At 58.2% G+C, this 15,891-nt stretch carries 13 protein-coding genes; 2 read left to right on the top strand and 11 right to left on the bottom strand.

Translation table 11 applies throughout. The features are described 5' to 3' along the window. Window positions 1-65: 65 nt before the first annotated feature. From cimA to MUU53_RS09610, 11 genes are all read right to left on the bottom strand, one after another. Complete coding sequence (gene cimA / locus MUU53_RS09660; protein WP_247260713.1) at window positions 66-1,682, bottom strand: citramalate synthase; 1,617 nt, start codon at window positions 1,680-1,682, stop codon at window positions 66-68. Between the two features lie 68 nt (window positions 1,683-1,750). Beyond that, window positions 1,751-2,710, bottom strand: a complete 960-nt coding sequence (pip, locus tag MUU53_RS09655; RefSeq protein ID WP_247260712.1) for a prolyl aminopeptidase — start codon at window positions 2,708-2,710, stop codon at window positions 1,751-1,753. 1 nt (window position 2,711) lies between these two features. Beyond that, a complete protein-coding gene (locus tag MUU53_RS09650) occupies window positions 2,712-3,179 on the bottom strand; it encodes a GFA family protein (protein ID WP_247260711.1) in 468 nt (155 codons plus the stop codon). A gap of 139 nt (window positions 3,180-3,318) precedes the next feature. After that, window positions 3,319-4,704 (bottom strand): cysteine--tRNA ligase, encoded by a 1,386-nt coding sequence (cysS, locus tag MUU53_RS09645; protein WP_247260710.1) that lies wholly within the window; start codon window positions 4,702-4,704, stop codon window positions 3,319-3,321. A gap of 267 nt (window positions 4,705-4,971) precedes the next feature. Then, the gene (locus MUU53_RS09640) at window positions 4,972-5,859 is read right to left on the bottom strand and encodes a DMT family transporter (protein ID WP_247260709.1); all 888 of its coding nucleotides are present in this window, start codon (window positions 5,857-5,859) and stop codon (window positions 4,972-4,974) included. A gap of 29 nt (window positions 5,860-5,888) precedes the next feature. After that, window positions 5,889-6,629: an SDR family NAD(P)-dependent oxidoreductase gene (locus MUU53_RS09635; RefSeq protein ID WP_247260708.1), complete on the bottom strand. Its 741-nt coding sequence runs from the start codon at window positions 6,627-6,629 to the stop codon at window positions 5,889-5,891. Between the two features lie 53 nt (window positions 6,630-6,682). Then, complete coding sequence (gene purF, locus MUU53_RS09630) at window positions 6,683-8,173, bottom strand: amidophosphoribosyltransferase (RefSeq protein ID WP_247260707.1); 1,491 nt, start codon at window positions 8,171-8,173, stop codon at window positions 6,683-6,685. Between the two features lie 131 nt (window positions 8,174-8,304). Continuing rightward, on the bottom strand, window positions 8,305-8,886 hold the full coding sequence (locus tag MUU53_RS09625) for a CvpA family protein (RefSeq protein ID WP_165136494.1): 582 nt from the start codon (window positions 8,884-8,886) through the stop codon (window positions 8,305-8,307). 123 nt (window positions 8,887-9,009) lie between these two features. Further along, window positions 9,010-10,410 (bottom strand): DNA repair protein RadA, encoded by a 1,401-nt coding sequence (gene radA / locus MUU53_RS09620; protein WP_247260706.1) that lies wholly within the window; start codon window positions 10,408-10,410, stop codon window positions 9,010-9,012. Window positions 10,411-10,510: 100 nt separating this feature from the next. Continuing rightward, window positions 10,511-11,677, bottom strand: a complete 1,167-nt coding sequence (alr, locus tag MUU53_RS09615) for an alanine racemase (protein WP_247260705.1) — start codon at window positions 11,675-11,677, stop codon at window positions 10,511-10,513. A 156-nt stretch (window positions 11,678-11,833) separates the two neighbouring features. Next, window positions 11,834-13,330: a replicative DNA helicase gene (locus MUU53_RS09610; RefSeq protein WP_247260704.1), complete on the bottom strand. Its 1,497-nt coding sequence runs from the start codon at window positions 13,328-13,330 to the stop codon at window positions 11,834-11,836. 380 nt (window positions 13,331-13,710) lie between these two features. Here MUU53_RS09610 and MUU53_RS09605 point away from each other — a divergent pair, with 380 nt between their 5' ends. Further along, on the top strand, window positions 13,711-14,166 hold the full coding sequence (locus MUU53_RS09605) for a MarR family winged helix-turn-helix transcriptional regulator (RefSeq protein ID WP_247260703.1): 456 nt from the start codon (window positions 13,711-13,713) through the stop codon (window positions 14,164-14,166). After that, a complete protein-coding gene (locus tag MUU53_RS09600) occupies window positions 14,163-15,890 on the top strand; it encodes an MFS transporter (protein WP_247260702.1) in 1,728 nt (575 codons plus the stop codon). Before MUU53_RS09605 ends, MUU53_RS09600 begins: the two co-directional genes overlap by 4 nt. Window position 15,891: the final 1 nt, after the last annotated feature.

Here is a 15,891-nt window from a genome sequence, read left to right as displayed (position 1 = left end):
TGAAGCACAGGCGTAACCAATTCATTTCGATGAAGCGAACATTCCAGTTATTGAAGCTCTGCGCCCTATTCGGCAGCCAGCCGCCCTGCCATATGCCGGTTCTTCATCAGCTTGTAGATGATGGAATCGATAAGCGCCTGGAAGGAGGCGTCGATGATGTTTTCCGAAACGCCGACCGTCCACCAGCGGGTTCCGTCCCCGTCCATGGACTCGATGAGCACGCGGGTGATTGCCTCGGTGCCGCCATTGAGAATGCGCACCTTGTAATCCACGAGTTCGAGTTCTTCGATCTCCCGATTGAATTTGCCGAGGTCCTTTCGCAAAGCCAGATCCAGTGCGTTCACCGGACCATCACCCTCTGCCACCGACATGATGCGGTGCCCATCGATGGCCAGGCGAACGACAGCCTCCGAGACGGTTTTCAACTGGCCGTTGGCGTCAAACCGTCGTTCCACCATGACGCGGAAACCGTCGATATCGAAGAAATGCGGAATTGTGCCCAGAGTGCGCCTCGCCAGAAGCTCGAAGCTCGCATCGGCACCTTCATAGGCATAGCCTTGCGCCTCACGCTCCTTGACGATGGAAATCAAAGTATCCAGACGCGGATCATCTTTTGCAACGTCCAGCCCGATGCGCTTCAGCGCGTTGAGGAAGTTGGATTTGCCACCCTGGTCGGAAACCATGACCTTGCGGAAATTGCCCACGCTTTCCGGGACCACATGCTCATAGGTGCGGGGATCCTTGAGCAATGCAGAGGCATGGATGCCCGCCTTCGTTGCGAAGGCGGAGGCGCCCACATAGGGTGCCTGGGCATAAGGTGAACGGTTCAGCAATTCATCGAAGGCGTGGGACAGCCGGGTCAGGCCCGTCAGGCGTTCCGCATCGATTGCGGTTTCGAAACGATCCGAATAAACCTTTTTCAAAGCGAGGGTGGGGATCAGCGTGATGAGGTTTGCGTTGCCGCAGCGCTCGCCGATGCCGTTCAGCGTTCCCTGGATCTGCCGCACGCCTGCCTCAACGGCAGCTAGCGAATTGGCAATGGCCTGCCCCGTATCGTCATGCGCATGAATGCCAAGCGAAGTCCCGGGAATGCCGGAGGCGATGACAGCGGCAACGATTCTGCGCACTTCGTCCGGCTGTGTGCCACCATTGGTGTCGCAGAGCACAACCCAGCGCGCACCGGCCTCATAGGCGGACTTGGCGCAGGCAAGCGCGTAATCGGGGTTTGCCTTGTAGCCATCGAAGAAATGCTCGCAATCGATGAGCGATTCCCGCCCCGATGCGACGACCGCCTTTACGCTGTCCCGGATCGATTCGAGATTTTCTTCGTTCGTGCAGCCAAGCGCGACCGCGACATGATAGTCCCAGCTCTTGGCGACAAGACAGATCGCATCGGTTTTCGATTGCAAAAGGGCGGCCAGACCAGGATCGTTTGCTGCCGAGACCCCCGCACGTTTCGTCATGCCGAAAGCGGTGAATTTGGCCGCATGCGTTTGCTTGCGTGCGAAAAATGCAGTGTCGGTGGGATTGGCGCCCGGGTAGCCCCCTTCCACATAATCAATGCCGAACTCGTCGAGAAGCTTCGAAATCGCGATCTTGTCCTCGACCGAGAAATCAATGCCGGGCGTCTGCTGCCCGTCACGCAGTGTCGTGTCGAAAAGATAGATGCGTTCCATGCTCATCAGTTGCGCCTCCCCGGGTCGCAAATCGTTCAATCAGAGGGCCCAAAGCGGGCCGCAAATCGCTTTCTTCAGTCCGTCTTGCCGGCAAAACGGTCCGTTGCCAGGATCAGTTGATCCAGAATTCCGGGCTCTAGGTAGGCGTGACCGGCCCCTTCGATGAGGTGAAAATCAGCCTTCGGCCAAGCCTTGTGCAGAGCCCAGGCATATTTGGCCGGGCAGGGCATGTCATAGCGGCCATGGATAATCACGCCCGGGATATCTTTCAGCTTGGAGGCATCGCGCAGCAGCTGCCCTTCCTCAAGCCAACCGGCATGAACGAAGTAATGGTTTTCGATGCGCGCAAACGCCAGTGCATAGGCGTCTTCCTCGAATGTGCCGGAATAAGTGGGATTCGGCAGAAGCGTGATCGTCTCACCCTCCCAGATGCTCCAGGCGCGCGCGCAACGCAACTGCGTCTCGCGATCATCGCCGACCAGACGGCGGCGATAGGCGGCCATCATTTCGTGGCGCTCATCTTCGGGAATGGGTGCCTGAAAACGCTCCCACTTGTCGGGGAACATTTCAGATACGCCGAACTGATAATACCAATCAAGCTCTGCCTTGGTGAGCGTGTAGATGCCGCGCAAGACAAGTTCGGACACGCGGTCAGCATGGGTTTCCGCATAGGCCAGCGCCAGCGTGGAGCCCCAGGAGCCGCCGAAGACCAGCCATTTTTCGACGCCCATCATCTCGCGCAACCGTTCGATATCGGCCACAAGATGCCAGGTCGTATTGTTCTCCAGGCTTGCATTCGGCGTGCTTTTGCCACAGCCGCGCTGATCGAAGAGGATCACATCGTACAGTGCCGGATCGAACAGGCGTCGCTGCGTCGGGCTGATCGTGCCGCCGGGACCGCCATGCAGGAACACCGCAGGCTTTGCTCCCTTCGTCCCGACCCGCTCCCAATAGACCCGATGACCATCGCCGGTCTCCAGGAAACCTGTCTCGAAGGGCTCGATCTCGGGATAAAACGTCCGCAACTCGCTCATGTCATGCATCCTTTGGCGGCCACTCGGCCGTATCGTGATCCGGGTGCTGGTAGCTTTCGACGGATGCCCATTTTGCATCGTATTCAGGACTAGAAAACTGCGTCTTCTCAAGCAGATGATCGATCCAGGGCAAGCGATGGCTGTAGTTCACCTGAATTTCCGGCTCAATCAGTTCAGGACGATCGAATGCACCGATAGCGATCTCCACCCCCTCATCAGATTGATAGGTGAGGGGCGTTCCGCACTTCGGGCAAAAACCACGCTTCACCTTGGCGGAAGAGCGAAACAGGCTGGGCTGCCCACGCGTCCAGGTCAGATGCGCCTGATCGGCCGTCACAAGTGCACCGAAAAAGCCCCCGAACGCTTTTTGGCACATGCGACAATGGCAGATGGACGGGCGGCCCAGTTTCTCAGCCCGAAACCGCACTGCACCGCATTGGCATCCGCCGGTAAATACGCCTTCCATCATGCCTCTCCTACCTCAAACTCACATAGGCAACCACGCTGATCGTGATCGCGGCAACCAGAACACCTTTTGCAATGAGCCCGTAAAGCAGCCATTTCGGCATTTTGGTGTTCGGGTTCTCAGCCATCCGTCCTTCTTCCTCTCAGCGCTTCATGTCCCAGGTGGTCACACGCTCGCCGGTATCCTTGTCCTTGCCATCTTTCAGCTGAATGCCCTTGGCGGCAAGTTCATCGCGAATGCGGTCGGCCTCGGCAAAATTCTTTGCCTTGAGAAGTTCGAGCCGCATTTCGACAAGTGCATCGATGCCCGCGGCAATGGCTTCGTCGACTTCCGTTGCCTTTGGCAGGATGCCGAGCAGATTGGCGGAAGCCGCAAAGCGTGCCTTCGCGTCTTCATCCGAATGCGAGGCCTGCGCCAGTGCATGGATGGCCTGAACGGCTGCAACCGTATTCAGGTCATCCGCCAATGCATCCAGTACGCTTTCGCAAGATTTTGCATTTCCCACCTCGACCACCGGCCATTTCGCCAGAAGACGTTCTGCCTCTTCCAGCCGTTTGACGGAGAAATCGATCGGCTCGCGGTAATGCGTCATCAGCATGGCGAGGCGCAGAACTTCGCCTGGCCATGTGCGGCCACCAAATTTCTCGGTTTCCAGCAACTCGTTGATCGTGACGAAATTGCCTTCCGACTTCGACATCTTGCGGCCTTCGACCTGCACGAAGCCATTGTGCATCCACACATTGGCCATCACATGCGTGCCGTGCGCACAACGGGACTGGGCGATTTCATTTTCATGATGCGGGAAGATGAGGTCTAGCCCGCCGCCGTGTATATCGAATGTCTCCCCCAGATAGCGGGCACTCATGGCCGAGCATTCGATATGCCAGCCGGGACGGCCACGACCCCAGGGGCTTGGCCAGCCCGGTTCACTTTCGCTGGACGCCTTCCATAGCACGAAGTCGCCGGGGTTTTTCTTGTGAGCATCGACCGCTATGCGCGCTCCCGCCTGCTGCTCATCCAGCGGACGCTTGGAAAGCTGGCCGTAATCGCTCATCGAGCGTGTATCAAAGAGAACCTCGCCCTCCGCCGCATAGGCGTGGCCGCGCCCGATCAGCTTCTCGATGATGCCGATCATCTGGGCAATGTTATCGGTTGCGCGCGGCTGGACGGTTGGTTCAAGGCAGCCGAGGGCGGTCACATCCGCCTGAAACTGCTTTTCGGTCCGTTCCGTCACCAGGCGGATGGCCTCGTTCAGATCGAGGCCCGGATGATCGCGCAGGGCGCGCGCGTTGATCTTGTCATCCACGTCGGTGATGTTGCGGGCATAGGTCACCTGCGCCTCGCCATAGACATGACGAAGCAGGCGAAACAGCACATCGAACACGATGACGGGGCGCGCATTGCCGATATGCGCGAAATCATAAACGGTGGGGCCGCAGACATACATGCGCACATTGTTCGGGTCGATTGGCTGAAATTCAGCCTTCTCGCGGGTCAGCGTGTTGTAAAGCTTGAGCTTGAGGCTCATGGACAGTCTCTCCCGAATGAAATTCACCCACCGGCCGGAACCGGTTCCCTTGTCTTCTTGGAATTTCGAGAGACGAGAACGGCCAGGCCAGCGAAACGCTAGCGAATAATAATCCCGCAAATGATGCAGCAGTTGGCCTTGTTCATGGGGCAAAGCTTATGGCGCGACAGGCAGGGATGGTCAAGGGGGCGTCAAGGCGCAAACGTTCGCCGGATCCGATCCCGACAGAATATTCTTTCTAGCGGGCCGCAGGCGCGCGAGAGAAGCTCAAGGCTGAAGCGGGATCTTGTCCTTGGCGGGAAAAATACCGAGTACCAGTGCACATCCTGCAATGATAACCGCACCACCGATGAATTGCAGGATGGTGATGGGTTCATTGAGGGCGAAGGCTCCCACAAGCACCGCAATCACCGTAACCACGAACTCGACGCTGATCGCGCGCGTGGCGCCAATGCTGCTGACGAGGCCGAAATACAGCACATAGGTGAGGGCGCTCATCACGCCGGCCTGAACAAGCAGATAGAGATAATCGATGGCGTGTGGCACACCCGGAACCGGAACGAGAAACAGGAGTGGCAGTGCCATGACCCCGCCGAACAGGAAGGCGCCGATCGTCACTTCCCAAGGGCCGGTGTCGCTCAGGTAACGGCTGGCATAATTGCTGCCAAAGGCCGCGCAGAAGGTGCTGAAGACCATGGCAACGCAGCCGAGAATGAAATTCCGGTCGACAGGCACAGCTGGAAAACCGACGAGCATGATGATGCCAATGGTTCCCAGGGCAAGCCCGGCAACGCGCGAAGGCGTGATGAGCTCTGTCCCCCACACTCTTGCAATCACCATGGAAAACAGGGGTATCGTGGCAACGAAGATCGCCGCCATGGCGGTGCCGATCAGCGGCGTGGCGTAGGAAATACCGATGAGCTGTCCGGCGACTGTTGTCGCACCGACAACGGCGAGTGGCCTCCAACTCGCCGGGAACCGCAGCTTGCGTCCCATAATCCGCGCGAGACCCAGCAGAAGTGCCCCCGCCAGCAGACAACGGAATGTTACCGATCCGACCCAGCCGAAGGCTGCAATGACATGCAGCAGCAGCAGGAAGGAAAGACCCCATGCGACCGAAAGAAAAATGTAAACGAGGATGTCGCGAGGGCGCATGAGAACTGTCTGAAACGCGGCTGCCGGAGTTATTCCGGCAATTTATAGTCTACGAATTTACCCTCGCGGACCACATAAAGACGGCCGGTTTCCGTCATGTCCGGGGCACAGAGCGGCAGGAGCTTTTCCGCGACCTCGGAAGGGTGCGGAACGGTTTTCGGATCTTCACCCGGCATGGCCTGCGCGCGCATGGCTGTGCGGGTGGCTCCAGGATTGACGTTGTTGACGCAGAGCTTGGTATGCGAGGTTTCCGCCGCCCAGGTGCGCCCCAGCATTTCGACAGCCGCCTTGCTAGTGGCATAGGCACCCCAAAAGGGACGGGCATCATTGGCAACGCCAGAGGAAAGCAGCAGGGCACGCCCCGCATCCGACTTCAAAAGAAGCGGTTCGACCGAGCGAATGAGCCGCCATGTCGCTGTGACGTTCGTCAGCATGACCTTCTCGAAGACCTTTGCTTCGACATGGCCGAGTGGGGAAATGACGCCCAGAATACCGGCATTGGCGACGAGAATGTCCAGCTTGCCCCAGCGCTCGAAAATCGAAGCTCCCAGCCGGTCGATTGCCTGCATGTCTGTGATGTCGAAGGGAACGAGGGTCGCCGTGCCGCCTGCTGCCTGAATGGCATCGTCCAGTTCTTCAAGGCCGCCCACCGTGCGTGCACAGGCAATCACATGCGCACCGGCTTTGGCGAGCGCCAGTGCCGTGAAATAGCCGATACCACGCGACGCGCCGGTGACCAGCGCGATCCTGCCCTTCAAGTCAATGCTCATATCCGTCCCACTATGAATGATCCGGCAGAGGCGATCCGCTCTGCCGGATTGTCTCAGCCGTTGCTGGCGAGAACCGAAACCTTCCGTCCCATCGTCTCGGCTGCTTTGTCAAGCAGGCGCGTCGGATAGTCGCCGGTAAAGTAGTGGTCGGTAAATTGCGGACGGGCCGGGTTGCGGTCTTCACCGCCAACGGCACGATAGAGACCGTTGATAGACAAGAACTGCAGGCTGTCTGCGCCGATATAGCGGCACATGGCTTCCACGCCGTCATATTGATTTGCCAGAAGCTTTTCCGCATCCGGCGTATCGATACCGTAGAAATCCGGATGGAAAATCATCGGGCTAGCCACACGCAAGTGCACTTCCTTGGCGCCTGCATCGCGGATCATCTGCACGATCTTCAGCGACGTCGTGCCGCGAACGATGGAATCATCCACCAACACGACCCGCTTGCCTTCGATCATGGCCCGATTGGCCGAATGTTTCAGCTTCACACCGAAGGCGCGGATCTGCTGCGTCGGCTCGATGAATGTACGACCGACATAATGATTGCGAATGATGCCGTATTCGAATGGAATGCCGCTTTCCTGCGCATAGCCAAGTGCCGCAGGTGTGCCGCCATCCGGCACGGGCACCACGACATCAGCCTCGATCGGCGCTTCCTTGGCGAGATTGATGCCCATGTTCTTGCGGGCGACATAGACGCTGCGACCGCCGACGACCGAGTCCGGACGGGCAAAATACACGTATTCGAACAGGCAGAGGCGTTCCGGCTGCGCTGTCGGAGACTTGCGCGAATCGATCTCGATCGAACCATCCGGCTGGATTTCGCAAATGATGATCTCGCCGTTCTCGACATCACGAACGTATTTCGCGCCGATGATATCGAGCGCACAGGTCTCCGAGCAGAAGATCGGCTTGCCATCGAGTTCACCCATGACCAGCGGGCGGATGCCCGTGGGGTCGCGTGCGGCAATCAGCTTCGTGCGGGTCAGCGCCAGCATCGAATAGCCGCCTTCCATCTGGCGGATGGCATCGATGAAGCGATCCGTTGTCGATGTATAGCGGGAGCGGGCGATGAGGTGCAGAACCACTTCCGTATCGGACGTGGACTGACAGATGGCGCCACCGGCGATCAACTGGCGACGCAGGGTCAGGCCATTGGTGAAATTGCCGTTGTGGGCGACCGCAATGCCGCCGACTTCGAGTTCTGCAAACAGCGGCTGCACGTTGCGCAAAGCAACTTCGCCGGTCGTCGAATAGCGCGTGTGGCCAATCGCCATGTCACCCGGCAGTTTCGCCAGCGTTGCGGGGTTGGTGTAGTGGTCTCCCACCAGACCCATATGCTTTTCAGTATGGAATTGTGTTCCATCGAAGCACACGATACCCGCTGCTTCCTGACCGCGATGCTGAAGGGCATGCAGGCCGAGGGCTGTCAGTGTTGCTGCATCGGGATGACCGAGAATACCAAACACGCCGCATTCTTCATGCAGGGTGTCACCATCAAGATCATGGAATGCGTCATGCGAAACCGGCTGATTCATCTGCAGGTCCTTGCCAACTCAGAAAAAATTGAAAGAGGCCGGTAGGGTTCGCAAGGAACATTATCCGGCCTTCTGTCATGGGTTTGTAACACAAATGGAGGCTTTTGGCTTCCCTCGGTAGTCCAGGTTCGTCAATTATTTGTAACAGGTGCGTTCGGAGCTTCGTCAGATGGAGCCGCCTCATTGCCCTTCGCCTCGCCACGTCCCAGGATGCGCGCGCGGATCTGAGGCTCGATATCCGTCGGCAGAACGGTCTCAAGCCGCGCAACGAGCGTATCCAGGAACGGCTTGGACTTGGCCTGCGTAACCCAGGCAGGCTGCGACCTGACATCGACCAGCCAGTTCCAGAAGGCGACGGCAACGACGAGCAGCAGAATGCCGCGCGCTGCCCCAAACAGGAAGCCGAGCGTGCGGTCCAGCGCGCCGATGCGGCTGTCGATGATGAAATCGGCAATGCGTGTCGTAATGAAAGTGATGATGATCAGCGCAACGAGAAAGATGACGCCTGCGGATCCGGCAAGAGCGATACGGTCGTCGGCTGTATAATTCTTGGCATAGGGCAGGAGCAGCGGGTGCAGATAATAGGCTGCCGCGATGGAACCCGCCCAGCTTGCGATGGACAGCACTTCGCGGGAGAAGCCGCGAACCATGGCGAGAACCGCCGAAAACAGCGTGACGCCAAGAACAATGCCGTCAAAAATCGTGATGGGCATAGATGATCTACTCCAAGACTGACCGGTCCCGCGGCGGGGATGCATGATGTGGCCTTAGCGGAACTCCGCAGAAAGGCAAGAATTTTGCGCACCTCTTACAACAGTGGCGACGCCGGGGGAAGATCAATCCTCATCTGTCTGCTTGCCGAGCTTGCGCGCGGAGCCTGCAATCTGCACCACGAGATCGGGTAGCCCTTCGATTTCGGTCAGGCCCTTGCGACCCTTCGGCAGTTCGGCAGAGGATGAAGGCAGTGTCGCGCGTGCAAAACCAAGCTTTTCCGCTTCCTTCAGACGTTGCGCGGTTTGTGAAACAGGACGCACCGCTCCCGAAAGGCTTACCTCACCGAAGAAGACCGAATCGACGGGCAAGGGCGTGCTGGTAAGCGACGAGACGAGGGCCGCGGCCACGGCAACATCCGCAGCCGGTTCGCTGATCCTGTATCCACCCGCCACATTAAGGTAGACATCGTGCTGTCCGAGCCGAACGCCACAATGCGCTTCCAGAACGGCCAGGATCATGGCGAGCCGGGAGCCATCCCATCCGACCACTGCACGGCGTGCCGTGCCAAGCGACGTTGGTGCCACGAGCGCCTGAACCTCAACCAGAACCGGACGCGTTCCCTCCATTCCGGCGAAAACGGCGGCTCCGGGGGCCTTGGTATTGCGTTCGCCAAGGAAAAGTTCGGATGGGTTTGTTACCTCCCGCAGGCCCTTATCGGACATTTCGAAGACGCCGATCTCATCGGTCGGTCCGAAGCGGTTCTTCACCGTCCGCAGGATCCGGTAGTGGTGGCCGCGATCGCCTTCGAAATAGAGAACGGCGTCCACCATGTGCTCCACAACGCGCGGTCCGGCAATCTGACCCTCCTTGGTCACATGGCCCACCAGAACCATGGCGGCACCGGTCTGCTTGGCAAATCGGATCATGGCCTGAACACCCGTGCGCACCTGCGTCACCGTACCGGGTGCCGAATCGACAATATCGCTCCACAATGTCTGGATGGAATCAATGATGACGAGGTCAGGCCGCTTGCCCTCGGCAAGCGTGGCAAGGATATCTTCCACATTGGTTTCGGCAGCCAGAAGCACATCGGTGGACGCCGCACCAAGGCGCTGTGCCCGAAGCCTGACCTGCGCCACGGCCTCTTCCCCGGAGACATAGATGATTCTGTGCCCGCGTCTGGAAAGGGCCGCTGCCGCCTGCATGAGCAGGGTGGATTTACCGATGCCGGGATCGCCGCCGACCAGCACCGCAGAGCCCCTCACGAAACCGCCGCCTGTCACGCGGTCCAGCTCGCTGATGCCCGTTTGAACGCGAGGCGCCTCTTCGGTTTCCCCGGAAAGCGTCGTCAGCGCAACGGCACGGCCCTTCTTGGGTGTCTTGCCCGGACCCCCGCCGATGCCGCCCAGAGGATCATCCTCGATGATCGTGTTCCATTCGCCGCATCCATCGCACTTCCCGGCCCAGCGCGTGTGCACCGTGCCGCAGTTCTGGCAGACGAATTGGGTTTTTGCCTTGGCCATGACTATCCAATGCTTGAAGGCCTCGGAATTAACGGCCTGTTTTGATCATGTTTTGTTCTCGTACCCTCTTGGCAGCAAGTTTGCAAGAGGATCGGTCAGCTCAGACCTCGTCGCCGGTGTATCGACGCTCATAGCGCAGGCCGAAACCTGTCAGGAGTTCGTAGCCAATGGTGCCGCCTGCTTCTGCAACGTCATCCAGCGGCATGTTCGGCCCGACAAGTTCGACATAATCGCCGGTTCGCAGAGCTCCGCTGGGTAGATCCGTTGCATCGAAGACCGTCAGATCCATGGTGATGCGCCCAAGAACCGGCAGCTTGTACCCGCCAAACGCGGCAGCAGCGCCGCCTGCTGTTCCGTTGCGCAAGGGAACACCTGAGCCTGATAGCGAACGCATATAGCCGTCTGCATATCCAACGGAAGCAACAGCAAGCCGACTGTCGCGGAGAAGCCGGTGCGTACCGCCATAACTCACTGTCTCGCCTGCTTTTGCATCCCGGATCTGCACAATGCGTGCCTCCGCCGTCGCTACGGTCCTTAGAGGTCGTTCCATCGCCAGCGAGGCCTTGCCTCCGTAAAGTGCTATTCCGGGTCGCGTGAGATCGAAGTGATAACGCGGTCCGAGGAAAATTCCGGCCGACGCCGAGAGGCTTGATTCAACACCTTCGAAAGCGGAGCTAACCTGCTGGAAAAGATCAAGCTGGTTGCGTGTCGCCTCCGCATCGGCAGCATCGGCTGTGTGCAGGTGGGAGAGCAGGAGCACCGGATCGAAACTCGTCGGGCGAGAAACATCCTGCGCCAGGGCCATCGCGTCGTCAAAGGAAAGCCCGAGCCGGTTAAAGCCAGTGTCTACCTGCACTGCGCAGGGATAGGCGCCCACCTCGGCGATCAACGACATCCAATGCGTCATCTGCTCTTCAGAGGCGAGAACGGGCACCAGGTCGTGCTCCAGAAACAGGCGCTCCTGTCCGGGCCAGATGCCTGACAGAACGAAGATCCTGGCATCAGGCGCATAGGCACGAAGCGTTGCACCTTCCGAAGCGGCGGCCACGAAGAAGTCCCGCGCCCCGGCTTCGTAGAGTGTCAGACCGCAGTCTTCGATGCCGAGCCCATAGGCATCAGCCTTCACCACGGCGCCGGTTCTTGCGCGACCGGAGCGTTTGGAAAGCTCGACCCAGTTCTCGGCCAAAGCCGTCAGATCGACGGTCAGGCGCACCGGAGCAATGTCGAACGGATCGGCTTCTTCGATCAGCGGCTCGGTGTCGGGCATTCTTGGATCCTTCTGCTACGTCGTGCGGACCCTATCACTTTTGTTCAAGACGATCATAACGAACACGTCTATTCTGCAGTCATGCACAATGTTTCGCAGCAAGAGATCATTGTGGTGAAACGCCCCGATTGGGATCGCGGCGCGCATCTTCAAGCATTAATGTTCTTCGTACTGAATAAAACTCGGGTCAGCCAGATCGGCAAAGCGCGTGAACTCGGACTGGAAGGCGAGCTTGACCGTGCCGGTCGGTCCGTGACGCTGCTTGGCAATGATCACGTCAGCCGTACCCTTCACCTTCTCCATATGCTGTTCCCATTCGGAGTATTTGGGATCGTTCGGATCGCGTGGCTCCATGTTCTTCACATAATATTCTTCGCGGAACACGAAGAGCACCACGTCCGCGTCCTGCTCGATTGAGCCCGATTCACGAAGGTCGGAAAGCTGCGGACGTTTGTCTTCCCGGCTTTCCACCTGACGCGAGAGCTGGGACAAAGCTATGATCGGCACATTCAGTTCCTTGCCGAGTGCTTTCAGGCCGGTCGTAATCTGCGTCACTTCCTGCACGCGGTTTTCGCCGGATTTGCCGGAGCCGGTCATCAGCTGAATATAGTCCACGACCAGAACATCAAGTCCGCGCTGGCGCTTCAGGCGTCGGGCGCGGGCGGAGAGCTGGGCGATGGAAATACCGCCGGTCTGGTCGATGAAAAGCGGTACCTTCTGCATCATCTGGCTGCAGGCAACCAGCTTCTCGAAATCGGCGTCGGTAATATCACCGCGGCGGATCTTCGAAGAAGAAACCTCTGTCTGTTCTGAGATGATACGGGTCGCCAACTGTTCTGACGACATTTCGAGCGAGTAGAAGCCCACAACGCCGCCATTCTTGGCTTTGAAGGAACCATCCGGCAGTACTTCTGGCTCATAGGCTGCGGCAATGTTGTAAGCAATGTTCGTGGCAAGCGAGGTCTTGCCCATGCCAGGGCGTCCCGCAAGAACGATCAAGTCGGAACGTTGCAGCCCGCCCATCTTCGCATCCAGCGACATAATTCCGGTCGAAATGCCGGAAAGATGGCCGTCTCGCTCAAAGGCAGCACCGGCCATGTCTATGGCCTGTGCCACGGCGTCAGAGAAGCTCTGGAAGCCGCCATCGTAGCGGCCGGTTTCCGCCAGTTCGAACAAGCGCCGTTCCGTGTCTTCGATCTGTGTCTGGGGCGGCATGTCCAGCGGCGCGTCATAGGCGATGTTGACCATGTCTTCGCCAATGGTGATCAGCGCGCGGCGCAGCGCCAGATCGTAGATCGCGCGGCCATAATCTTCCGCGTTGATGATAGTGACAGCTTCCCCGGCTAGACGACCGAGATATTGCGCCAGCGTCAGATCGCCGACCTTGGTTTCGGCGGGAAGAAAGGTCTTGATTGTCACCGGATGGGCGATCTTGCCCATGCGAATGATATCGCCTGCGACCTCGAAAATCTTACGATGCAGCGGTTCATAGAAATGACCCGGCTTCAGGAAGTCTGAAACGCGATAATAGGCGTCATTATTGACCAGGATCGCGCCCAGCAGAGCCTGTTCTGCCTCAAGATTGCTTGGGGCTTCGCGGTAGTGAGGCTCGTTAGAGAGAGCGGGCGCAAGTTTGCGCGCGGCTTCGTTCATCGTTTCGATCCAATCATGATCATCTTCGGTATTCTGCCACTTTACCTGTACCGGAAACAGATAACAGACATCAGTCCGTAACTCACAACGATTCACAGCCCGCAACCGCCGAATAACGGAAAAGCGGGGGTGATGCGAGTTTTCCGTTGACTGTGCTTTTCCCCGAATCAGGTCGCGGAGGACATATTATAGAGATCTCTTTTCCCCGGTGCAGATGCGATTGTATCTTTTGCAAAACTTGGTGAACGCGCGCATGGGGCGCCTTTGATGCCTGTCAAATTTGCATAGCTGGGTCCTGACACGAATTATTGTATATCATGATACTCTGACATAACTAGGGTGTAAATCATTAGTAACCTAATCATCAGGGATCGATACCAATGTCGAGTCACACGATCAATGAGCGGCTGTTCGACGAGATGTCGGCCTTCAACAGGCGGCTGCGTGCGATGTTCGACATGCGAACGCGCGAAACAGGCCTGACATTGACGCGGGCGAGGGTGCTTTTTGCGCTGAGCCGCCGGGGTCATCTTTCGCAAAAGGATCTGGCGCAGGAACTCGAAATCGAGACGCCGACACTGGTGCGCGTTCTTGACGGCATGGAGAAGCAGAACCTGATCGAACGACGCGCTGGCGAGGGTGATCGACGCGTCAAGGAGATCCATGTGACCGCGGAAGGAGAGGCTGCCGGACGTGCGGTTCAGACTCTGGCGCGCGATCTGAGGGCGCATCTGGTGGAAAATATCTCTCCCAAGGATCTAGAAGTCACTCTGCGCGTTCTCTTGCAACTCAACCGGAACCTTGCCGTTTCGAGTGCCGAGGAGCAGCATTTATGAGCAGTGTCACTGCAACGATGGAACGTCAGGCGGACACGCCCGAAGCCGTCAGCGAACCCTCGCCGACGCCGGTTGGCTTCCTGTCTTCCACCTTTCGTCCGCGCCAGCCTGTGCCGGTTGAAGAGCGACCGGTCTGGTTGACGCTTGCCTATATCTTTTCTGGGCTTCTAATGTTCCTGACCCAAGGTCTGGGTATGAACATTGTTACCGCCAATATCTATCAGTTGCAGGGAACCTTCTCGGCAACAATAGCCGAAGTCGCCGCCCTGTCTGCGGCATACATGGCGCCCTATGCCAGCCTTTCACTCGCGCTCTTCAAGATCCGTGTGCAGTACGGCCTGCGTCCCTTTGCCGAACTGAGCATCGCCGCCTTTGTTCTGGCCTCCTGCCTCAATCTTTTCGTGACTGACTTCCATTCGGCACTCGTCGTCCGCTTTGTCAGCGGCATGGCGGCGGCTCCGCTGTCGTCTCTCGGCTTTCTCTACATTCTGGAAGCATTCCCTGTGCAGAAGAAGCTGACAGTCGGCCTCAGCATTGCCCTGACTGGAACCCTGCTCGCAGCGCCCGTCGCGCGGATCATTTCTCCGGTCCTGATGGATATTGATGGCTACCAGACGCTCTATACGATGGAGCTGGGCCTTGCCTTGCTGGCTCTGCCGCTGATTTTCGTTCTGCCTCTCACAGCGCCGCCTCGCGTCAAGGCAATCGAACGCATGGATGTCTTCACCTACATGCTTCTGGCAGTCGGTCTGGGCTCTTTCGCCGTCTTCTTCACGCTCGGTCGCTTCTATTGGTGGTTAGAGGCCCCATGGCTCGGCATCCTGCTGGCGACCAGCATTGCGACGCTGACGGTCTTTGCCATGATCGAACTGCGCCGGACCAATCCGCTGCTCGATCTGCGCTGGATCTTCTCCTGGCAGAATCTGCATCTGGCGGCCGTGTTGATCATCTTCCGCGCGGTCACGGCGGAACAATCCAGCACTATGGTCGGCTTCCTGCAGCAGCTTGGAATCCAGAACGACCAGATGGGTGTTCTCTTTGGCTACATCCTTCTTGCCTCGCTTGTCGGCGGTGCAGTCTGCGCCTTCCTGATGTCACGGCAATATCTGGGCACCGCCCACGTAATCGCACTTGCCATGATTGCGATCGGCGCATTCCTGGACAGCCAGTCGACGAACCTCACAAGGCCGGAACAGTTCTATGTCAGCCAGTCCATGATCGCCTTCGGCGCAGCCATGTTTCTGCCTCCCGTCATGGCGCGTGGCTTTGCTGCAGCCATCCAGAAAGGGGCTCCCTATCTGGTCAATTTCATCGCGATCTTTCTGTTCACCCAGATCAGCGGTTCGGTTATCGCAACGGGTCTGCTTGGCACTTTCGTGACAATACGTGAGAAGTTTCACTCCAGCATGCTGGTCGAAAATATTCTTCTCACCGACCCGGATGTTGCACAGAGAGTTGCCCAGCTATCCGCAGGCTATTCCAAGGCGTTGACGGACAAGACGCTTCTGAACGCCGAGGGTTTGATGCTTCTTGGCCAGCAGGTTTCGCGCGAAGCCTACATCCTCGCTTACAACGACACCTTCCTGCTGATCGGCATTGCCACATCGGCCGCACTCATCGGTCTCCTCATTCACCTTTCCTGGGATAGCGCGAAAGCGGCATTGGCCGCGCGACGCATCGAGAAAACCTCCCAGGCAGAGGCAACAGCTCAATCTCAGGTATAAA

Source organism: Affinirhizobium lemnae (genome assembly GCF_022968395.1).
GTDB classification, from domain to species: domain Bacteria; phylum Pseudomonadota; class Alphaproteobacteria; order Rhizobiales; family Rhizobiaceae; genus Neorhizobium; species Neorhizobium lemnae.
Note: the sequence above shows the minus strand (reverse complement) of the source record. Positions and strands in the feature narration are given on the sequence as shown.